Source organism: Vibrio celticus (assembly GCF_024347335.1).
Lineage (GTDB): Bacteria > Pseudomonadota > Gammaproteobacteria > Enterobacterales > Vibrionaceae > Vibrio > Vibrio celticus.
In genome coordinates, this window is record NZ_AP025464.1 from 1,017,188 (window position 1) to 1,039,325 (window position 22,138).

Sequence of the window (22,138 nt, forward strand, 5' to 3'; positions counted from 1 at the left end):
AGCCACTCCTTGGCCAACTGCAATATAAAATGGTTCGCTAGCGTTTACGCCAAGCTTGTGTGCGCTTCTCGAATAACTTGTTGATTAACATATGAATCAACTTCGCGCTCGCTGCCGATATCATGATCATCACCGCCATGGCAGCAGCTGCACCCGTTTGCCCCGCATCATCCATATTCAGTACTGAAACTGACGCAGGTATCGTATCGGTAGAATACAAGAATACTACCGCAGATGTCGTGGTAAGTGCATTAATAAACAGGTATGTCGCAATATCTAAAATCGCAGGCAAACAAACCGGCACCGTCACTTTAAAGAACAGCTTGTATTGCGGTAGGTTAACCGAAGCCGCCGTAGCTTCTATTTCCTCAGGCAGCTGTTTTAATGCGGTTAACGCTGTCATGTGGCCGACTGTGTAGTAGTGAACCACGGTGTTGATCACCAAGAACGCCATCGTGCCATACAAGAAGTTGAGTGGGTTACTCAAATCATTGAAGTAAAAGATATACCCCAAGCCCAACACCATACCCGGAACAGCCATCGGAACAACGCTGAGCATTTGCATCGCTTGTCGAACAGGACCGAAGGCGCGACCTTTCTCAATGCAGTACGCGCCTAAGAAAATCAATACGGTACCGATGATCGCAGTCCAAGCACCGAGGGTTAAAGAGTTGAAAAATGGCGTCCAACCATAAGTACTCATCTCTGCGAAGTTATAGTTATTTAGCGTTAGCGTTTTATTCCAAGGCCAGAAAGTGACCATAGATCCGTATATCGCCATGCCTAGCACGATAACAACAGCCACTGAAATTACGGTGCAATAGAGTAAACACACGCCATCACGTAGAGTGTTTGGCTCTGGTTGGTAAGCGACGGAGCGAGTATCAAACAAGCTCTTTTGTTTCTTTTGAACCCAGCGGTCAACGGTAAACGCAAGCAACGCAGGCAATAGCAATAGGATGCTAGTCACCGCGCCCATAGAGAAATTCTGTTGCCCTACTACCTGCTTAAAGATATCGGTAGACAGAACGTTGTAGCTACCACCGATCACCTTTGGCACACCAAAATCACAAACCACCAGCGTAAACACAACGATCAAGGTACTTATCAAACCGTATTTTGCCGCAGGTAACGTCACCATGAAGAAGGTTTTTAGCGATGAAGTATTGAGTGCACGTGCCGCCTCATAAAGGCGAGCGTCAGACGTTCTTAACGAAGTGGTCAGAATCATCAAGGCATGTGGAAACGTCCAGAATATCAAGCCCAGTGAGATACCAATCAAGCCATACACCGAGTTACCACCCAAGACTTCTTTAGCGATACCTTGGTTACCAAATAAGAAGATCAAACTGATCGCTGGAAGCAATGAAGGAGCCAGAATAGGCGCTGAACCTAGCACTTGAAAAAGCCCCTTAAAAGGCATGCATGAACGAGTCAAAGCATAGGCATAACCAAACGCTAGTACCCCCACGACAACGGTCACTAACAACCCAAGCGTGAACGTATTGCCTACCGACTGCCACAGGCTTTGAGAAGCAAAATACGTTGCGAAATTCTGTAAACCTACAAATTCGCCATCTGCGTTCTGAACACTCTTTTTCAACATTGCCCACAGTGGCATCAGGATAAACAGCGTCATGAACACAGACAAAAAGGCCAACAGCCCAAATAGGATTACGTTGTCTTTACTTAATCGAGCAAGAAAAAGCTGTACTCGTCGTTGAATTAGCAGCTTAGATTGCATCATTTGAGTCGATTCCATGATTATTTACGCCGCCTCGTCTTTCATCACTTGCAGGCTTTTCGATGGGTAAGCTCTAAGGCCATCTTGATCAAACGCCACGTAACGAATATCACTGCGACGCAGCTTCAATCGGTTGAACTCTTTGACTGATACATCAACGATGATCTCTTTCGCCGTTGAGTCATGTTGCAATTGACACTCAACACGATAAAACGCCCCTAAGAATTCGCTTGATACGATTCTCACTGGCAAGGATTCACTAAAACGATCCACAAACTGGATTTGCTCTGGACGAACGGCAATATCGAAAACATCACCAAGTTTTGGAGTCAGGTTATCTAAACCCGGCAACGGTAACATCGACTCAGCAATACGTATCTTGCCTTGCGCTGCGACAGAAGCTTGAATGAAGTTCATGCTACCAACAAACTCAGCCACAAAACGACTGACTGGTTTTTGGTAGATCTCTTGTGGGGCACCTACTTGCTCAATGACACCATGGTTCATCACCACAATTCGGTCTGCCATCGTCAAGGCTTCATCTTGGTCGTGCGTCACCATAATAGTGGTGATACCTAGCTTGCGTTGCAGTTGGCAGATCTCGTCACGCAAATGTGTTCTTACCTTCGCATCCAACGCAGAAAGAGGCTCATCGAGTAGCAACAAGCCTGGAGACAACGCTAACGCGCGAGCCAGAGCAACACGCTGCTGCTGTCCACCAGATAGCTGATTTGGGAATTTCTGACCAGACGTTGGTAAGCCGATAGTCTCTAACCAAGACTCAACCGTCTCAAGGGCTTCTTTGGTCGACATGCCTTGGTTTTTTAGACCAATCGCAATGTTTTCTTCCACAGTGAGATTTGGAAACAAAGCGTAAGATTGGAACACGATGCCAAAGTCGCGCTTTTCTGGTGGCAAGAAGGTCGTATCATTACCGTTCTGCTCAATAGAACCTGAAGTTGGCAAGTCTAGACCTGCAATCGCACGTAATAAGGTGGTTTTTCCACAGCCAGATGGGCCAAGGAAGCAGACGAACTCGCCTTTATCTATCGATAGGGAGATGTCTTTTAACGCTGTAAATTGGCCAAATTGCTTTACAACGTTTTCAATATTCAAATAAGTTTGGTTGCTCATACTACAGCACTCTCTATATGGTATATACCAAATTTAAACTGAGAATATTGCAGTTGAGTGACAAATTTATAGAAGCTAAATGACAGTTATATTGCAGATATAATAAGCATTAAAGATTGCTATTTGTTCAGCTTTAAAAGTTAGTTCAACGTTGAAAGCCCTCAATGACGAACAAAAAAGTCACTGAGAGCCTAAATGTAAACTTCTAATTTAAACGCTAGATTAATCTATGATTCAACCTTGTCGGCTTTGCCCGCCGCACCTGCGAGTTTGGATAACTGTTTATCCAGCCACAATGGCGTGTTACCAGAATCTTCCGCGTTCTCTTTTCTTCGAACTGCATCTCTAACCATCATTGCTCCAACCCAACGAAATGGCTCTGGTGGGAAGTGTCCTAATGGGCCTTTGGTTAAACCGCTTCGTGTCCATGCATTGTCGATATCGAGTACCATTGCTGACAAAATTTTTCCGCCCATACGGGTTTGAGCAACGCCATTGCCTGAATAACCAAGCCCATAATAGATGTTGCTTTGGCCTTTTAGGTTACCGAAAAATGGCAATCCGGTGACCGAACGATCTGAGCCGCCAGACCAATTGTAATCGAATTCACTTTGTTCCAATTTAGGGAACAGTTTTTGAAACGATTGATAGAGAATCGGCAGGTAGTTGGTCGTTTGGTTAAACATGCTTTCAACTTGATTGGCAAACGAGAACTTATTACCGCCTTTGCCCAACATGAGTCGTCCGTCCTGGGTATCTCGGTAATAGTGGACAAAGATACGCGAATCTACCACCGCTGCCCCTTTCTCTGGACCAAACTGCTTGAGCTTTTCAGGAATAGGCTTGGTCACCACCATATCTGAAGAAACAACCACTATGCTGCGTTTGAACTCTTTAAAGTGATCGAGCATCCATGCATTGAGTGCCAAAATCACTTTATCCGCAAATACGGAACCGCCTTTGGTTTGAATTCGAGCTGGGAAGCCATAGTCGAGTGATGTCATTTCTGTGTTTTCGTAAATTTCGACACCCAGTTCGAGCGCGACTCGGCGCAAACCTCTAGCCAATAACGCTGGCTGCACACTACCCGCAGCCTCTGAGTAGTAACCCTCAATATGGCGATCTGATCCCGCTTTATCAGCCAAAGAATTGTCGCACTTCTTCCAGCTATTGATACCCTGCTTAACCAGCTCATTAACAACAGGCTCCATTCCACCCTTTTGAACTTCATTGGTCGCCGTGTAGTAAGTTCCGCTGCGATATAGATGCGCGTCAATGTTGTGTTCGTTACAGAAGGCTTCGATCTCGTATATAACCTTTTCCGATTCCTTAACCAACCATTTAGCTTGTTCTTTTCCGTAGAGCTTTTTCAGCGTCGGATACTTAGTTGACCACGTCAGCATACAACCGCCGTTCGCACCAGAAGCACCGCTCCCACATAGACCTTTTTCAATCACGACAACATGTTTTTTGGGTTGCTGTTGTTTTATTAAAATCGCCGTCCATAAACCCGTATAGCCACCGCCAACAATGGCGATATCACAGTTGACGTCTTTTTGGAGCGGCTTAGCCGAATCTAGCCCCGCATTGATGTTGCCAAACTCTTGTTCCAACGCTTGCTTGAACCAATATGAGTAGTGCTTTGTCATTTGTTGTACCTTACTTAAAACCTAAAGGCGTAAAACTAAAAAAGGAAGACCGAAGCCTTCCTTTACTGATTTCTAACTTCGAATGAACTAAATAGCTAAATAGTTAAGTAACTGAATAGGTCGTCAGATTAAGATTTTGGCTCTGATTTAGCGTCAAACTTCTCAGACCATGTTTTAAGAACGTCGGCACGTTCGCTGCCCATGCGAGCGAAGTCCATTTTTGCCATGTTCTTTTCTACATTAGGGAAGTTCTCTGCTTTGCCTGTCACATCTTTGTGACCAACAACTGGGTACATTTCGATGTAAAGCTCATTCGCCGCTTTAGAAATAGACCAATCGATAACACGTTGTGCTGCATCAGAAGGCTTAACAAGGCCTACCGCTTCAGATTCCCAGCCGATGCCTTCAGGCGTAATCACTGAAAGTGGAGCGCCTTGAGTTTTCAGCTTAGCACCACGGCTCGCCATAGAAATACCGATAGCGACTTCGCCCATGCCCGCTTGAACACATGGCTTAGAGCCTGAGTGCGTGTAGTGAGCAATGTTTTGATCTAGCTTCTGCATGTAGTTCCAACCTTGGTCTTCACCCATGTTTTGTAACCAAGCCGAAACCTGCATGTAGCCCGTACCAGAAGATGCTGGGTTTGGCATCGCAATGTGACCTTTATAGATAGGCTTCGTTAGGTCATCCCAAGATTTAGGTGCAGGTAAGTTAAGTTGCTTAGCAACCACTTCGTTGAAACAAACCGCATTAAAGAATGCGTCATTGCCATACCAAGCTTGAGTAGACTGTGGGTCGTTAAGATTAGCGCGTAATGCTTCTACACCTTGAGGCGCATAAGGTTTCAAGATGCCCTCTTCTTTAAGCAGTGCCATTGAAGAACCAGCAAGTCCCCAAACTACCTCTGCGCGCGGGTTGTTTTTTTCGGCCAATAATTTTGCCGTCATGATCCCAGTTGAATCACGTACCCACTTGATGTTGATGTCTGGGTTTTCACTTTCAAATGCGTTCTTGTACTTCGCCAAAATGTCAGTTTCAAAAGCGGTGTAAACCGTCACTTCCTGTGCTGCATAAGCATTACCAGCTAATAGAGTAACTAATGCTGCAAGTGATCCTTTCATAAAACGGTTTTTCATCATTTTCTCCAGTCAGGCCCGATGCCAAGGTTAGAAGTTAGAAGCTCCATCTAGAGGCTTCTATATCCATAAATTCATTTAGGTTGTGAGCACACACCTTTATTTGGTATGTACCAGATAGCGAGTATTAACCTAATCGACTTTTATGACGATTAAATGAACAAAAAATGGCAGTTTCAAGATCGGAAAATTTCTCAACACAAGTGACAAATTTGAATATGAAGCTTTTGTGAAAATAACGTTTTGGCTATTTACGACCGTTTAAATTGGTTGTTAAAGTAATTGCAAATATTGGTATAGTCCAAAATATAAATCACGAGAATTGAACATGAGAAACGAATACCTACTACTGACACCGGGTCCTCTATCTACTTCTGAAACCGTTCGCCAAGCGATGCTAAAAGATTGGTGTACGTGGGATGATGAATACAACAAAGACGTTGTTGAAGTGATTCGTAGCAAGCTAGTGACTTTGGCGACTAAGCAAACGGGTTACACGAGCGTACTAATGCAAGGTAGCGGCACCGCTTCAGTTGAAGCAACAATCGGTAGCGTTATTTCTAAAAACGGTAAGCTTCTTGTTGTTGACAACGGTGCGTATGGGGCTCGGATTGCTCAAATCGCAGAATACTTAAACATTCCATGCCATGTCGTTTCCCCAGGTGAAACATCACAACCTGACTTGAACGAAATGGAAACGGCATTGGCCATGGATTCAGACATTACTCACGTGGCGATTGTCCACTGTGAGACCACCACTGGCATGCTGAATCCAATTGAAGAGATTGCCAAATTGGCAAAACAGCACAACAAAACTGTCATTCTAGATGCGATGTCGAGCTTTGGTGGCATTCCTATGGATATTGCTGACTTAGGTATCGATTACATGATCAGCTCGGCAAACAAGTGTATTCAAGGTGTACCCGGATTCGGCTTTGTTATTGCGAAGCAATCGGAACTGGAAAAATGCAAAGGCCAAGCTCGTTCATTAAGCCTTGACCTGTTTGACCAATGGCACTGCATGGAAAGCAACCATGGTAAATGGCGCTTCACCTCTCCGACTCATACAGTGCGTGCTTTCTACCAAGCTCTACTTGAATTGGAACAAGAAGGCGGCATCGAAGCTCGTCATAGTCGCTACCAAACCAACCAAACCACATTGGTTGCAGGTATGTGTTCTCTTGGTTTTGAACCGCTGCTTAATGATGACCTTCATTCACCTATCATCACCTCTTTCTATTCTCCAACTCATAGCGATTACCAATTCAAGGAATTCTATGACCGTTTGAAAGAGCAAGGATTTGTGATTTATCCGGGCAAGGTTTCAAACGCAGACTGCTTCCGTATCGGTAACATCGGTGAAGTTTACCCGTCAGACATTGAAGCTCTCATTGGCGCGGTGAAAAACGCTATGTACTGGGACATCAAATAATGACGACGACCAATCAAGAGCCGACTCTAAAGGCCACACACTTTCGAAGCGAAGGCGATGTGAACACCACGCCAGCACGCGAAAAATGGAACGAATCGCTAAACGATGATGCGACTCAAGTAATGTTAAAGCGTGATGCTGACGTGTTTCTTCATCAAGCCATGTCAACGCCTTGCCTAGACACACTTGAAGCCGCAGAAGGCATCTACATTCAAGATACGACTGGCAAGAAGTACATGGACTTTCACGGTAACAACGTTCATCAGTTGGGTTATGGTCACCCACACATCATTAATAAAGTGACTCAGCAAATGGCGTCATTGCCGTTTTCACCGCGTCGCTTTACCAATGAAACTGCGGTTCAGTGCGCTGAAAAGCTGACACAGATCTGTGGTGGTGACTTGAATCGTGTGTTGTTTGCTCCAGGTGGCACATCGGTGATTGGTATGGCACTCAAACTGGCTCGACATGTCACCAACAACTTCAAAGTCGTTTCATTGTGGGATTCCTTCCATGGCGCGTCACTCGATGCAATTTCAGTAGGTGGCGAAGCGTGTTTCCGCGAGGGTATGGGGCCGTTAATGGCTGGCGTAGAACGTATTCCACCAGCAGTCTCTTATCGTGGTGCTTTTCCGCTTAGAGACTCTTTTTCGCCTCGCGATAGTTTTCCGTTAAGTGAGAGTAGCGCAGGCGGTGAAAGTGAGACCTCATGTGATGTGCATTATGCGGATTACCTAGAGTACGTGATTGAAAAAGAAGGCGGTATTGGAGCCTTCATTGCAGAAGCGGTTCGTAACACAGACGTTCAAGTACCAAGTAAGGCTTATTGGAAGCGCATTCGTGAGATCTGTGACAAACACAACGTCATATTGATCATTGACGACATCCCAAATGGCATGGGTCGTAGCGGCGAATGGTTTACTCACCAAGCGTTTGATATCGAACCTGACATCCTATGTATCGGTAAAGGTTTTGGCGGCGGCTTAGTACCAATCGCAGCCATAATCACAAAAGACAAATACAACACGGCAGCGCAAGTATCTCTTGGTCACTACACCCACGAAAAAAGCCCAATTGGTTGCGCGGCAGCACTCGCCACCATGGAAGTGATTGAGCAAGAAAACCTACTTGAAAAAGTACAAGCGGACAGCGCATTCGTGCGTGGACAGCTGCTTCAAATGAAAGAGAAGTACCCAGTCATTGGTGACGTTCGCGGCATCGGCCTGCTCTGGGGGGTGGAGTTGGTCACTGACCACATCACCAAAACCCGAGCTTTCGATGAAGCAGAAGCCGTGCTTTACCAATGTCTAAACGATGGCCTGAGCTTTAAGGTATCACAAGGTAATGTGATTCAGTTGAGCCCACCATTGATCATCAGTCGCAGCGAACTAGAAGTCGCTCTGGCTGTATTCGAAAAAGCGATAGCAAAAGTCTGCAAAGACTTTGAGTACCTTTAAACCACCTTTTAAAGTATGTCTTGAAGCAATAATTTCAAGCAATTAATAACCTAAAAAATCATTCGTCCCCCAGTACTTTTGAACTGGCAGTGACACAAAAATAGGACATTATTATGAACACAACATCACCTATCCAAGCGGTTATCTTTGACTGGGCTGGCACTATCGTTGATTTTGGATCGTTTGCTCCAACCAGCATTTTCGTTGAAGCATTCAGACAAGGTTTCGACTTTGATATCGACTTAGCAGAAGCGCGTGAACCTATGGGGATCGGCAAATGGGACCACATCCAAGCAGTTGGTCGAATTCCTGCTGTTGACGCTCGTTGGAAGGCTCAGTTCGGACTCTCGATGACCAGTGAAGACGTTGACGCGATCTACGCGGCATTCATGCCTCTTCAAAAAGCGAAAGTAGCCGATCACGCAGCACCTATTTTGAATGCGATAGAAGTGGTCAATAACCTAAAAGAGAAGAACGTGAAGATCGGATCTTGTTCAGGTTACCCACGTGAAGTGATGGATGTTTTAATTCCTGCTGCTGCAGATTACGGTTACCGACCAGATAACGTGGTAGCGACCGATGACTTACCTCAAGGTGGTCGCCCTGCTCCATTTATGGCACTGAAAAACGTAATCGACCTAGGTGTAACTAGCGTTGCTGCGTGTGTAAAAGTAGACGACGCAGCACCGGGGATCGATGAAGGTCACAACGCAGGGATGTGGACAGTTGGACTTGTATTATCGGGGAACGAAGCAGGCTTAACGTATCAAGAATATTTAGATGCAGACGAGACAACACTTGCGGCTGCACGTGAAAAAGCAAGCGTTAAGCTAAACAAATCAAATCCGCACTACCTGATCGATACCATTGCAGACCTACCAGGCGTCATTGCAGATATTGAACAGCGTTTACTGGCAGGAGAGCGCCCATAAGCAAAAGCGAGATGTTCACGTGATATAAAGTACGTGAAAAACATCTCTAATCGCTTTAATTCAAACCCCTACCCAATCATGTATTCATTCGAGTTATACATATTGGGTGGGGATTTTTGCTTTATAAGCATGATAAAGCGCAAGTTTTTTACTTATTACCCGTAGGGCCACTGGTAAATAGACGAGGTTAGGCTATAGCTTAGATATAAGCATTCCAACAAATGATAAAATCAACAATTAAAACATCTTAAATATATAATATTTAACAATTTCATTGACTCTAATACGCAATCAGATTAACAATATAAGTAGCAAGAAAGAAATAGGTTCACCTGAACCAACACCTTGATTTACTTATTATAAGCAGTGTCGTAACCCAATAAGTGATCGTTTTACTGGTAAGTTCAGATAACAATAATAGCTAATCCAAGGATAAGATTATGAAAAGACTGTCAAAAATCATGTGTGCTGTTGTTGCCGCTTCAGGCCTAGCAGCAGCGCCTTCTATTGCTGCAACCACTTATGTAGGTGCAAAAGTGGGTATAGGCTGGCTAGACAGCGCATGTGTAGCCGGTGCTAAATGTGATGATGATGCAATTGGTGCAGGCATCTACTCTGGTTACAATTTTAATGACAAATTTGGTATTGAGCTAAGCTCAGACTTCCTTGGCGACTACAAGACAAGCTTTTCAAAAAACGGTACAACAGCTGCGTTCAGCGACCCACTAATCGCAATCTCGCTAACTCCAATGTACCGTCTAGCAGTACAACAAGAGTTTGATGTATTCTTCAAAGCGGGCCCGGCATACATTTCACACGGTGGCGAAGATGACGTTGTTCTTTCTGCTGGCATCGGTCTAGAGAAGCAGCTTTCTTCTGATTGGGCATTGCGTGTTGAATACCAATATTTTGATGATTTCGACGACAACTACGTTCAAGACCTGAACTCGAACCTACTATCAGTTGGTGTTAGCTACAACTTCGGTACTGGCAACACAACAGCATCAGCGGCGGCTGCAACAGCTTCTGCAGTAGCAGTGACTCAAGCGCCATCTGAGCCAATCACAGAGCCTGCAGTTGTTGTTGAAGAGAAAACGACTGTCGTTGTAACTAAAGCGCAAACAGAGAGCTACTCTCAAGAAATGTTCGCGACTAACAGTACTGAACTGTCTACAGATGGCAAAATTGCATTAATGCCATTAGTTGAAGTACTTAAAGCTCACCCTCAATCAACAGTTGATGTTGTTGGTCACACAGACTCAACAGGCGCAGCTGAATACAACATGATGATCTCTAAGAAGCGTGCAGCAGCTGTAGCGGCATACATCGAAGAGCAAGGCATTGAAGCAGACCGAATTACAGCGTCAGGTGAAGGCGAAGAGAATCCAATCGCATCAAACGATACAGCAGAAGGCCGTGCTCAAAACCGTCGTGTTGACGCAACGATCCCTGGCTTTGAATACCAAGAAGAAGTCAAAGTTGAAGAAGTTGTCGTAGAAGCTACTGAATAATAGCACTCTACCTTAGTTAAAATAATAAGGGCGGAGCACTTTAAAGTGCTCCGCCCTTTTCTTTATCTGTCTTTGTCCATAAACCGTAAGCCGTAAGCCGTAAGCCGTAAAGATTAGCCTAACGCCAAGCTGTACAATCAGAGACTAGACGATTTCCCAACTATGAGTCATCTCTACGCCAGCACCCAACATTAGACATACAGAACAGTACTTTTCTAATGAATCCGCACAGACTTTAGCAACCTGATCAGGATCAAGGTTGTCACCAGACACTTCAAAGTGAATATTAATCACAGTAAAGATTTTCGGCGCTGTTTCACGACGTTTGGTTTCAAGCTTTGCATTACAACCAGTGATGCTTTGACCCGCAGATTTCAAACCGTCCACTACATCAACAGAGCTACAACCACCAGCGGCCATGAGCACCATCTCCATAGGGCTTGGCGCTGTAGCACCGCCGCTTCCATCCATAACAATAGAATGGCCTGATTGAGAGTGACCTAGGAATTTAAAGCCTTCGACCCATTTAACTTCTGCTTGCATGTTGTTCCTTAGATGTACGAAAACGTCATCATTATTTGGTATTTTATATCAATGCCTACACCCTACTACTGGCGGCATTTATGAGCAAGATTTTCTATTTGAGATATTTTTTTCATGAATAGTGTAATTTTTTCCATCTAAAACCTGTCTCTATTCGTACATTCAAAATCGAATGAGAAAAACGTCAAGATGAGGTATCTATGAATAAATTATCTAAAATATTGGTATCACTCGTGGTTGCACTACCACTGATTTCGCTGTTTGTAAGCCAGACTGGCACTGCCAATACAATGGATAAAACGGCTAATTCAGGTAAAACTGAAATCGCGACACTGGCTGGTGGTTGTTTTTGGTGTACAGAATCCGATCTAGAAAAACTGACAGGCGTGACAGACGTTATCTCTGGGTATTCTGGTGGTGAATTAGAAAACCCAACCTACAAACAAGTTTCATCGGGTAAATCTGGCCACATCGAAGTAATCAATGTGACCTATAACCCTGATGTGGTCAGCTATGAACAGGTGCTTGACCAATTATTCCAACACATCGACCCAACCGACGACAAAGGTTCTTTCGTAGATAGAGGTCCACAATATCGACCTGCTATTTTCTATCATAACCAAGAACAGAAAGACGTCGCTCAAAACTTCATGATGGAGATAGACAAAGCTCAGATCTTTGGTGAACCACTAAAAACAGAACTGATTAAGTTTGAAAAATTCTGGCCAGCAGAAGATTACCACCAAGATTATTACAAGAAGAGCAAAGTTCGTTATAACTACTACCGCTACGCCTCTGGTCGTGATCAGTACCTAGATAAAGTCTTCGGCGATGATAGAAAAGAAAACCCGCAAACGATCCGTCAGATCATCGATGGTAAGAATACGACAGCCAATGCTAAGACATACAGCAAGCCGTCTGATGCAGAGATCAAAGCTTCTCTAACCTCACTGCAATACAATGTCACACAAGACGACGCAACAGAGCGCCCATTTGACAACAAATACTGGGATAACAAGCAAGAAGGTATTTACGTCGATATCGTGACTGGTGAGCCATTGTTCTCTTCAAAAGACAAATACAAATCAGGTACCGGTTGGCCGAGCTTTACACAGCCAATCAGCGAGACTTATGTTGTAACGACTACTGACTACAAGCTGCTTTACCCAAGAACTGAGGTTCGCAGTAAGTTTGGTGATTCTCACCTAGGACATGTATTTAAAGATGGTCCAAAACCAACGGGTTTACGTTACTGCATGAACTCTGCCGCAATGCGCTTTATTCCAGCGGATAAACTGGCTGAAGAAGGGTATGAAGAATACGTTGAGATGTTTGAGGGCTAAGCACTCAGCGATTAACGCTACACCTATAACAACAAAGCCAGCATAATGAACTGACCCCCAATAGTTGGACACCAATTATTGGGGGTCTTTTTATGTCCAAATATAGCCGAGAGCTAAAATGTATCATTGCTAAGCAATACTTAGATGGCACGTCATCTCTCTACTTAGCAAAACAATATTCAATTTCTTCAAGGCAGATACGGTATTGGGCTCAAGTCTTTGCCATCCATGGTACTGATTCATTTTTACCAACTAAGCATGCCGCGACTGCTCAAACAAAACGAAAAGCATTGAATTTAATGTGGGCGAATGAATGGTCTCTCACGCACACTAGCGCTGTATTAAACCTCTCATCCCTGGGATACTCTCTGTCTGGCTCAAACGATTTAATGAGCTCGGTATCAAGGGGCTCAAAATGCGCCAGAAAGGAAGACCCTCAATGAAACAGCAACCTCAACGAACCACTAAGCCTGATAATGAAATGACACTTGAGGAGCTAAAAGAGGAGTTAGTCTACTTACGAACCGAGAATGCTGTTTTAAAAAGTTGGAAGAGTTGGAGCAGGAAAAACCGTCGAACAAAGAAAAGCGGTCATAGCTCTAACTCTTAAAGGCAAGTACCCGTTGAAGCACTTACTGCAGACTCTACAGCTGTCAAAAAGTGTCTTTTATTATCAGGCTCAAACGAGCAAGCGCCCAAATAGCTACGAACGTGAGCTGCGGTTGATAAAGTCAATTTATCATGAACATAAGGGCCGATACGGTTATCGTCGTATTCATTTAGAACTAAAAAATCAGGGGGTCGCGCTTAATCACAAAACGGTTCAAAGGCTTATGGCTCAGCTCAACCTTAAATCGACGGTCAGGATTAAAAAGTACCGTTCATACCGAGGAGAGTCTGGAACAGCTGCTCCCAACGTGCTTGAAAGAGATTTTAGTGCGACTCAACCCGATGAAAAGTGGGTAACTGATGTCACGGAGTTCAAAGTCAAAGAGCAGAAAGTATACTTGTCTCCCGTTGTCGACTTGTTTACTCAGGAAGTGGTAGCTTATAGAGTGGCCAAAAATGCCTGCTTGCCGCTTGTCACGGATATGCTGACGGAGGCTATATCAACGCTTAAACCCAACTCAAAGCCAATTATACACAGCGATCAAGGTTGGCAATATCGCCATCGACAGTATCAGAAAAGGTAGCGGAGAGTGGGTTAACGCAAAGCATGTCGAGAAAAGGTAACTGCTTGGATAATGCTGTTGCTGAAAACTTTTTTGCTTTACTCAAAACCGAGATGTATCACAACCAAAGCTTTGAAGATGCAGATGCTCTGATAGAGCAAATTAAAGAATACATCGAGTACTACAATACCAAACGTATAAAAGTGAAACTAAAAGGCCTGACTCCGATAGAATATCGAACTCAGGCCTTGAAAGCCGCTTAACAGAAATGTCCAACTTTATGGGGTCACTTCATAACGCTGGCTTTATGTTTTCTGATTCATTAACAAACGCTAGCCTGTTAGAACAGTGTCTTCTGGATACTTGAGCAGAGAAGGCTCTGGGCGAGCTAACATATACGCCAACGTCAAAGGACCGATACGACCAATAACCATCACAACAATCATAATGTATTTGCCAGGTTCGGTTAGATTTGCGGTTAACCCAGCCGTCAATCCTACCGTTGCAAAGGCAGAAATCACCTCGAACATGACTCGATCAAACGCTGCCTTTTCAGTAAGCATTAACAAAAACATTGCAGTGGTTAATAGCGCCCCACTTACCACAATAATGGCCAATGACTTTGTTACCGCTTGCCAGGTCACAGTACGTTTAAACATTACTACATGCTTTTTCTGACGTAAGAAGGTCCACGTTGCTACAAAAGCGACCGCAAAGGTCGAAACCTTAATACCACCACCAGTGGAAGTTGAACCAGCACCAATCAACATCAGTACTATCATCACCAACAATGCAGGCTGAGTGTACTGAGACAAATCCACACTATTAAAACCAGCAGTACGAGCACTCGCTGACTGGAAAAATGCCGCCAGCCACTGCCCTTGTGTCGACAAGCCCTCCATCGTCGCTGAGTTATTTCTCTCCAATAACCAAAACATCACCGTGCCCACCAACAATAACGTCGGTGTCGCCGTTAGCATAATCTTGGTGTGTAAATGAAGATGTCGAAAACCTTTACGCCAGTTACTCGATAGGTCGCCGACGACTGTGAAGCCTAGCCCGCCGAAAATAAACAAGCCAGCTAAGGTAAAGATCACCAGTGGATCATCAACAAAACTCATCATACTGTCTGAAAACAGTGCAAAACCTGCGTTATTGAATGCTGATATCGCATGAAAAAGCGCATAAAAGCTACCCGTTGACCATCCCATCTCAGGCACCCAGCGGAAACAGAGCAATACAAAGCCGATAAATTCAGCCACTAATGCAAAGATGATGATCTTCTTAACTAATTTGCGAAGGTTAATCTTACGATCTTGGCCAAGCGCTTCTTTCGCTAGTGCTTGTTGTTTAAGGCTTAACCGAACACCGAACATGTAAAGTAGTACCGCAGATAGAGTCATCTGCCCTAACCCACCGACTTGCATCAAGAACATCAGCAAGATTTTGCCCGCCAAGGTGAAATGCTCACCGGTATCGACAACACCTAATCCTGTCACACTGATCGCCGAGGTTGCTGTAAACAGTGCATCCGTAAAGCTTAGGCCTGTCACGGAGAATACAGGCATCGTCAACAATATTGCAGAGGGGATAAGTACGCCTAAGAAACTCGTAAGGATAATCTTAGGTTCAGAGCCTTTACGTGGCTTTTTATCACTCTTAAGCGTATAGAAAGTACCTTTTCGTTTTAACGAATTCATACTATTACCTTATTACCAATTACCAATTACCAATTACCAATTACCAATTGCGTAGCTTTCTAGATAAGGTCTCTTTCGGCCCAGCGATGATCACCACATCCCCAATTTCTAAACTCACATCCAATTCTGGTGCTTTAGTGAGGTTCGGTCCTCGCTTGAAGCCAAGTACCTCAACACCATTTTCTTTGCACAGCTTAAGGTCGCCAAGTTTCTTACCCAGCAACTTGGCGCCGATAACAATTTCGGTCATCGCTAAGCCACTACCGAGGTCGATAAATTCAAGAACGCGTCTATCCAGCATCTTCCTTGCGACACGAATACCCATGTCTCGCTCCGGCATGATGATATGGTCAGCGCCAATTTTAGAAAGGATCTTGCCGTGAAACTTATCGTTCGCCTTTACCCAAACAGCTTTTGCGCCTGACTCTTTTACCACCAGCGTAGTGAGAATACTGGAGTTAACGTCAGAGCCAATCGACACCATCACCATGTCGTAATCGTCGAGTCTTAACTCTTTGACGGTCTCCTCACTTGTACAGTTCGCAACAATCGCTTGTGAAACAAAGGCCGCCGCTTCTTTCACTCGCTCTTCATCAATATCGACGGCCAGTACCTGTGCCCCTGAACTTTGCAGCTCTTTGCAAACAGACAGACCAAATCGCCCTAAACCGATAACTGCATATTGTTTGTCGCTCATTTGAAATCCTGTTTAGAAATTTTAATTACACGGGATAGCCAAACCTACATTAGTTTCTATCTCAAAAAAAGTTAGTTCTGCAAGAATAAGGTTATACTATTGTCATAATCGCTTGATTTATAAAGGTAGAGAACAACTCGAGTTTCTGCTAATTTCCAATTCATAATTTCTGCGGCAGCACACACAATGAATGAATTCATAACCCAAGTACAAACCTACATCAACCAGAGCCATAGTGATTGGGCAAACAGCGTCCTATTCATCACTATTGCGAGTTTTCTCGCTTGGGTAGCTTGGCGAATTATCCATAATCGCTTAGAAATTCTGGTTCAGAAAACCCCTTTCCACTGGGATGATTTGCTACTAGAAGCACTGAAAACCCCAGTCAGCACATTACTTTGGTGTTGGCCTGCTACAGTATCTGTCGGACTCATCCTTCAAGACCAGTTTGGCAATGAAATCAACTGGTTAAAAACGCTTAAGCACATATTGATTATCTGTACCTTCGTTTGGTTTACCTTACGAATGATCACTAACACTGAAGCGTATGTCTTAGAGCAAAAAAACAGAGACGAAACTACAGTACAGGCAATTGCGAAAGTCGCTCGCCTGTTCTTTATGGTTATGGGCGGCCTAACCATTATGCAGGCATTTGGGCTCAGCCTTTCCGGCTTACTTACCTTTGGTGGTGTGGGTGGTTTGATCGTCGGTTTAGCGGCTAAGGACTTACTGTCGAATTTCTTCGGTGGCATGATGATTTACTTCGACCGCCCTTTTAAAGTCGGTGATTGGATACGCTCTCCCGATCGTCAAATCGAAGGCACTGTCGAACGCATTGGTTGGCGCATGACGATCATCCGCACTTTTGATAAGCGTCCTTTGTACGTGCCAAATTCGGTGTTCAGTAGTATTGTGGTAGAGAATCCATCGAGAATGTTGAATCGTAGAATCAATGAAACCTTTGGTCTTCGTTATCAAGATGCAGACAAATTGGCGCTCATTGTTGATGATGTAAGAACTATGCTCGAGACCCACCCAGATATTGATGCCAAACAGACGTTGATCGTTAACTTTGACAAATTTGGGCCATCAACGCTCAACTTCTTTATCTATACCTTTACAAAAACAGTCAACTGGATCAGGTACCACAAAGTGAAGCAAGACGTTCTGTTACAGGTTCTGGCGATTATTCATAAACACAATGCAGACATCGCGTTCCCAACACAGACACTCAAGATTGACCCTCAAGACTTTTCTAATGTTCAAGATCATAACAGCGTTCAAAGCCTAGGTGATAATCAGAATATTAGCGATCCCAAAGACATGTTGAACTCCCCTACGGAAGGTCATCGATAGTCATATCCTTCTTGGTTATCGATAAGTAATAAGCGTGAAGCGTGGTAATATGATGGTAGTATTCTTATGCACCTAATTACCACGCTATGATTTTACCTGTCATTCTAGCCGGCGGCTCCGGAAGTCGTCTCTGGCCACTGTCTCGCGAGCTTTACCCTAAGCAATTTCTCAATATTGCCGGCGACCAGTCAATGCTTCAGCACACACTTCAACGCCTGCAAGGCCTTGAAGAGCACTTGATGGATAGTAAATGCGATGCCCCATTCATTATCTGTAATGAAGAGCATCGCTTTATTGCCGCTGAACAAGCTCGATCAGCTAACATTCAACATAGTGGTATTCTGCTAGAGCCAGTCGGTAGAAATACAGCCCCAGCCATTGCGCTTGCCGCCCTAAAGGCTTTAAGTAAACCACCGCTTAATGAACAAAGCGCATCCGACCCTATCTTGTTAGTGCTGGCTGCTGATCATCACATCGCGAAAACCTCTGAATTCCAACAAGCGATTAGTCGTGGTGTTGATTATGCAAAACAAGGCAAGCTGGTGACATTCGGTATAACACCTAGCTCCCCTGAGACTGGCTATGGCTATATCAAGCAGGGAGAGCCTCTTTCCTCCAGTGCTCAAACTGATACTAATGGAACAGAGCAGCCAATCAATCACGCCTTCGCCATAGAATGCTTTGTAGAAAAGCCAGACACAGCAACAGCAGAAGAGTACATCCGCTCAGAACAATACTTATGGAACAGTGGCATGTTCATGTTTAAGGCATCGCGCTATGTTGAAGAACTCGCCGAACACCACCCTGAGATAGTAGCGGCTTGTAAACTCGCTCTTGCAACGCAAAATACCGACCTCGACTTTATCCGTATAGACGCTGAAGCATTCAAAAGCAGTCCAAGTGATTCAATCGATTACGCCGTGATGGAAAAGACCTCGCACGCCGCGGTGATCCCGATGGATGTCGGCTGGAACGATATTGGCTCATGGTCCGCGATCTGGGATGTAAGCGAAAAAGATCAGCACAATAACGTCATTGAAGGTGATGTGTTAACCGTCGACTCTCAACACAACTACATCCATGCTGAAAATAAGCTGGTTGCGACGGTAGGTGTCGACAACCTGATTATTGTCGAAACCAAAGACGCTATATTGGTTGCAAATAAAGACAAGGTTCAGGGTGTTAAATCGATTGTCAGTCAACTAAATCAAGCGGGTCGCACAGAACATGTGCATCATCGTGAGGTGTTTAGACCTTGGGGTAAATACGATGTTATCGACCTAGGCAAGCGCGACAAAGTTAAACGTATCACCGTTAAACCCGGTCACAAGTTGTCGTTACAAATGCACCACCATAGAGCGGAACATTGGGTAGTCGTGGCGGGTACTGCGAAAGTGACCAACAATGAGAAAACCTATCTGGTTGAAGAAGATCAATCCACTTACATCCCTTTAGGTCATATTCACAGCCTAGAGAACCCAGGGGATCTCCCACTCGAGATGATTGAAGTACAAACAGGTAGTCATTTAAGTGAAGGAGACATCATTCGATATCAAGACAGTTATGGGCGAGACGTGCGCAAGCAACAAGTCCACTCATCAAAGCACAACCAAACGAAATAAAGCAGCGACAAATCGATGAAACCAACATTAGACCTAAACTGCTTTAAGAACAACGATATCCGCGGCGTCATTGGTAAACAAATCAATGAGCCACTCGCCTACCTGCTCGGTAAGGCATTTGGCGAATACGTCCTATCCGCTAAGCCTGAAACCTCACTCGATGGTTTGGCGCAGGTAGTGATTGGTCGTGATAACCGCAAAACCTCCCTGTCATTACAAGAAGCCATGACCAAAGGCTTAATCGAGTCAGGGATTACCGTCATTGATCTAGGTATGACTGGCACTGAAGAGGTCTACTTTGCGACTCGTTACCTAAAAGCGATTGGCGGAATACAAATCACAGCCAGCCACAACCCAATCAATTACAACGGCATGAAAATGGTCGGTGTAGACGCTAGCCCTATCAGTAAAAACAGTGGTTTAGATGAAATCAAACGACGCATTGAAGAACTTAATCAAGAGCTGAACTGCAATTTACCGTTCGTTCATGCACAACCAAGTAACTCTAGTAGATCGAACAGTATTCTTGCTCCGTACGTCGAGCACCTACTCTCGTACATAACCCCATCAAAGCTGTCACCGATGAAGATTGTGGTTAATGCTGGGAACGGTGTTGCAGGACATATCATTGATGCTTTAGATAATAAATTTAACGAACTCGGTGTCCCTATCACCTTCATCAAAGTTCATCATAACCCTGATGGAAACTTCCCAAATGGTATTCCAAACCCTTTGATTAGAGAAAACCAAGCAGCCACTCGAGATGCCGTTTTAGAGCATTCTTCCAACCTTGGAATTGCTTGGGATGGAGACTTCGACCGATGCTTTTTCTTTGATGAGCAAGGTAATTACATCGAGGGTTATTACATTGTAGGGTTGCTTGCTGAAGCATTCTTGGTCAAACAGCCTAACACGAGTGTATTGCACGATATGCGCATGACCTGGAACACAATTGAAATCGCAAAAACGCATGGTGGAAAAGCGATTGGAATTAAAGCAGGACACGCACTGATCAAAGAGAAGATGCGTGAAACGAATGCCGTCTATGGGGGCGAAATGAGCGCACACCATTATTTTCGTGATTTTGGATATTGCGATTCAGGCATGATTCCTTGGCTATTGGTTATCGAGCTGATGTCGAAAACTCAACAATCTCTTCACCAATTAACGAGTACTAGTATAGATAGATTCCCCTCTTCCGGGGAGATCAATCGAAGAGTCTCAGACCCAGAGCAGGTCATGGCTTGCGTGTTATCGCACTACCAAGATAATGCCGTTGAGATCGATCACACAGACGGAATCAGCATGAATATGGGCTCATGGCGCTTCAACTTAAGAAAGTCCAATACCGAGCCATTAATACGCCTTAACGTTGAAACCAAACAAGATAAAGCTTTACTGTCACTTAAAGTCGACGAGTTACTGTCTTTTCTCATTTAAGAATACAGACACTTCCAGTTTTCAACTAAGATCCACAAAAAAGCCCTTATTAGCTGTTGCTAACTAAGGGCTTTGAATTTTCAGTAGCTTAATCGCTGACTGTAATTAGTCTATTTGTTACGACGAGCTTCAACAGCGTCTGCCAGCTGGCGAAGTACTGTTTCAGTGTCTTCCCAACCAATACACGCATCAGTAACAGATTGACCGTACGTTGCAGCTTTGCCCTCAACCAGGTCTTGGCGACCTTCAACAAGATGAGATTCAATCATCACACCAAAGATAGCTTTGTCGCCACCAGAAATTTGTGCGCTTACGTCATCAGATACGTTCATTTGACGCTTAAACTGCTTAGAGCTGTTTGCGTGGCTGAAATCGATCATCACTTTTTGTGGAAGACCAGAAGCTGCTAACTCTTCTTTAATCTTACCAACGTGTTCTGCGCTGTAGTTTGGCTCTTTACCACCACGTAGGATGATATGACAATCAGGGTTACCTGCTGTTTCAACGATAGCTGAGTGACCGTACTTAGTTACCGATAAGAAGTGGTGAGAAGCGCTAGCAGAGCGAATAGCATCTGTTGCAATCTTGATGTTGCCATCAGTACCATTCTTAAATCCTACTGGGCAAGATAGGCCAGAAGCCAGTTCGCGGTGAACTTGAGATTCTGTAGTACGTGCGCCGATTGCACCCCAGCTGATTAGGTCAGCAACGTATTGAGGCGTGATCATATCTAGGAATTCGCTTGCCGTTGGCATGCCCATGTCAGTTAGGTCCAGCAGTAGCTTACGTCCTAGACGAAGGCCATCATTTAGCTTGAACGTATCGTTCATGTACGGGTCATTAATTAGACCTTTCCAACCAACAGTTGTACGTGGCTTTTCAAAGTAAACACGCATTACGATTTCAAGGTTATCACCAAGTTCGTCACGCAACACTTTCAAACGCTTACCGTACTCAAGAGCAGCTTCTGTGTCATGAATAGAACATGGACCTACAATAACAAGCAAGCGGTCATCGCTCTGATCTAAAATATTGTGGATCGCTTTGCGGCTTTCAAAGGTTGTAGAAGAAGCAACTTCTGTCGCTGGAAACTTTTCTAAAACAGCAACAGGGGGTAATAACTCTTTTACTTTGTTAATTCTTACATCATCAGTCTGGAACATTGCTTACTTCTTCCTTTTTTCTATCCTTGAGCTGAATGTACGTTGTCTCACGTCACTTTCTATCAGCACTAATCTTCTTGTTCCTTGTAACTTAACTAGTAAAAACT

Annotated in this window: 20 protein-coding genes; 12 read left to right on the forward strand and 8 right to left on the reverse strand. The window is 44.4% G+C overall.

Annotated elements, in window-relative coordinates; all coding sequences use genetic code 11:
* Positions 1-37: 37 nt before the first annotated feature.
* The 4 genes from OCV19_RS20500 to OCV19_RS20515 form a co-directional block, all read right to left on the reverse strand.
* A complete protein-coding gene (locus tag OCV19_RS20500) occupies positions 38-1,747 on the reverse strand; it encodes a putative 2-aminoethylphosphonate ABC transporter permease subunit (protein ID WP_370736627.1) in 1,710 nt (569 codons plus the stop codon).
* Between the two features lie 21 nt (positions 1,748-1,768).
* Entirely contained in the window at positions 1,769-2,878 is a 1,110-nt protein-coding gene (locus tag OCV19_RS20505) for a putative 2-aminoethylphosphonate ABC transporter ATP-binding protein (RefSeq protein ID WP_017082456.1), read from the reverse strand.
* Positions 2,879-3,105: 227 nt separating this feature from the next.
* Complete coding sequence (locus OCV19_RS20510; RefSeq protein ID WP_065677261.1) at positions 3,106-4,527, reverse strand: FAD-dependent oxidoreductase; 1,422 nt, start codon at positions 4,525-4,527, stop codon at positions 3,106-3,108.
* A gap of 128 nt (positions 4,528-4,655) precedes the next feature.
* The gene (locus OCV19_RS20515) at positions 4,656-5,666 is read right to left on the reverse strand and encodes a putative 2-aminoethylphosphonate ABC transporter substrate-binding protein (protein ID WP_065677260.1); all 1,011 of its coding nucleotides are present in this window, start codon (positions 5,664-5,666) and stop codon (positions 4,656-4,658) included.
* Between the two features lie 325 nt (positions 5,667-5,991).
* On the opposite strand from OCV19_RS20515, the gene phnW reads away from it, so the two are divergent.
* From phnW to OCV19_RS20535, 4 genes are all read left to right on the forward strand, one after another.
* A complete protein-coding gene (gene phnW / locus OCV19_RS20520; RefSeq protein ID WP_065677259.1) occupies positions 5,992-7,095 on the forward strand; it encodes a 2-aminoethylphosphonate--pyruvate transaminase in 1,104 nt (367 codons plus the stop codon).
* Positions 7,095-8,552, forward strand: coding sequence for an aspartate aminotransferase family protein (locus OCV19_RS20525; RefSeq protein WP_065677258.1), 1,458 nt, complete (start codon positions 7,095-7,097; stop codon positions 8,550-8,552). The genes phnW and OCV19_RS20525 overlap by 1 nt, the downstream gene beginning before the upstream one ends.
* Before the next feature lie 113 nt (positions 8,553-8,665).
* Entirely contained in the window at positions 8,666-9,484 is an 819-nt protein-coding gene (gene phnX / locus OCV19_RS20530; RefSeq protein WP_065677257.1) for a phosphonoacetaldehyde hydrolase, read from the forward strand.
* A 440-nt stretch (positions 9,485-9,924) separates the two neighbouring features.
* Complete coding sequence (locus OCV19_RS20535) at positions 9,925-10,995, forward strand: OmpA family protein (RefSeq protein WP_017095002.1); 1,071 nt, start codon at positions 9,925-9,927, stop codon at positions 10,993-10,995.
* Positions 10,996-11,139: 144 nt separating this feature from the next.
* Here OCV19_RS20535 and OCV19_RS20540 read toward each other — a convergent pair whose 3' ends face one another.
* On the reverse strand, positions 11,140-11,538 hold the full coding sequence (locus OCV19_RS20540) for an OsmC family protein (protein WP_065677256.1): 399 nt from the start codon (positions 11,536-11,538) through the stop codon (positions 11,140-11,142).
* 200 nt (positions 11,539-11,738) lie between these two features.
* Between OCV19_RS20540 and msrB the strand changes: the two genes are divergently transcribed.
* The 5 genes from msrB to OCV19_RS20565 all read left to right on the forward strand — a co-directional run bounded on the left by msrB (position 11,739) and on the right by OCV19_RS20565 (position 14,316).
* A complete protein-coding gene (gene msrB / locus OCV19_RS20545; protein ID WP_065677255.1) occupies positions 11,739-12,881 on the forward strand; it encodes a peptide-methionine (R)-S-oxide reductase MsrB in 1,143 nt (380 codons plus the stop codon).
* Positions 12,882-12,973: 92 nt separating this feature from the next.
* A complete protein-coding gene (locus OCV19_RS20550) occupies positions 12,974-13,324 on the forward strand; it encodes a transposase (protein ID WP_261875698.1) in 351 nt (116 codons plus the stop codon).
* Positions 13,321-13,491 (forward strand): hypothetical protein, encoded by a 171-nt coding sequence (locus OCV19_RS25055; protein ID WP_261875699.1) that lies wholly within the window; start codon positions 13,321-13,323, stop codon positions 13,489-13,491. Before OCV19_RS20550 ends, OCV19_RS25055 begins: the two co-directional genes overlap by 4 nt.
* Positions 13,492-13,504: 13 nt before the next feature.
* Positions 13,505-14,074 carry an IS3 family transposase gene (locus tag OCV19_RS20560; protein ID WP_261875700.1) on the forward strand — a complete coding sequence of 190 codons (570 nt, stop codon included), beginning with the start codon at positions 13,505-13,507 and terminating at the stop codon, positions 14,072-14,074.
* Positions 14,038-14,316 (forward strand): IS3 family transposase, encoded by a 279-nt coding sequence (locus OCV19_RS20565; protein WP_390904179.1) that lies wholly within the window; start codon positions 14,038-14,040, stop codon positions 14,314-14,316. Before OCV19_RS20560 ends, OCV19_RS20565 begins: the two co-directional genes overlap by 37 nt.
* Before the next feature lie 69 nt (positions 14,317-14,385).
* On the opposite strand, the gene OCV19_RS20570 is transcribed toward OCV19_RS20565, so the two are convergent.
* Together OCV19_RS20570 and OCV19_RS20575 are read right to left on the reverse strand one after the other, a co-directional pair.
* The gene (locus OCV19_RS20570) at positions 14,386-15,753 is read right to left on the reverse strand and encodes a TrkH family potassium uptake protein (RefSeq protein ID WP_065675873.1); all 1,368 of its coding nucleotides are present in this window, start codon (positions 15,751-15,753) and stop codon (positions 14,386-14,388) included.
* A gap of 40 nt (positions 15,754-15,793) precedes the next feature.
* Positions 15,794-16,450, reverse strand: coding sequence for a potassium channel family protein (locus tag OCV19_RS20575; RefSeq protein WP_048612923.1), 657 nt, complete (start codon positions 16,448-16,450; stop codon positions 15,794-15,796).
* Between the two features lie 186 nt (positions 16,451-16,636).
* Between OCV19_RS20575 and OCV19_RS20580 the strand changes: the two genes are divergently transcribed.
* The 3 genes from OCV19_RS20580 (at position 16,637) to OCV19_RS20590 (ending at position 20,868) form a co-directional block, all read left to right on the forward strand.
* Positions 16,637-17,806 carry a mechanosensitive ion channel family protein gene (locus OCV19_RS20580; protein WP_065675872.1) on the forward strand — a complete coding sequence of 390 codons (1,170 nt, stop codon included), beginning with the start codon at positions 16,637-16,639 and terminating at the stop codon, positions 17,804-17,806.
* An 86-nt stretch (positions 17,807-17,892) separates the two neighbouring features.
* Entirely contained in the window at positions 17,893-19,428 is a 1,536-nt protein-coding gene (locus OCV19_RS20585) for a mannose-1-phosphate guanylyltransferase/mannose-6-phosphate isomerase (RefSeq protein ID WP_065675871.1), read from the forward strand.
* Between the two features lie 15 nt (positions 19,429-19,443).
* Positions 19,444-20,868 (forward strand): phosphohexomutase domain-containing protein, encoded by a 1,425-nt coding sequence (locus OCV19_RS20590; RefSeq protein ID WP_065675870.1) that lies wholly within the window; start codon positions 19,444-19,446, stop codon positions 20,866-20,868.
* A 110-nt stretch (positions 20,869-20,978) separates the two neighbouring features.
* Here the strand turns inward: OCV19_RS20590 and aroG are convergent, their stop codons facing one another.
* Positions 20,979-22,031 (reverse strand): 3-deoxy-7-phosphoheptulonate synthase AroG, encoded by a 1,053-nt coding sequence (gene aroG / locus OCV19_RS20595; RefSeq protein ID WP_065675869.1) that lies wholly within the window; start codon positions 22,029-22,031, stop codon positions 20,979-20,981.
* Positions 22,032-22,138: the final 107 nt, after the last annotated feature.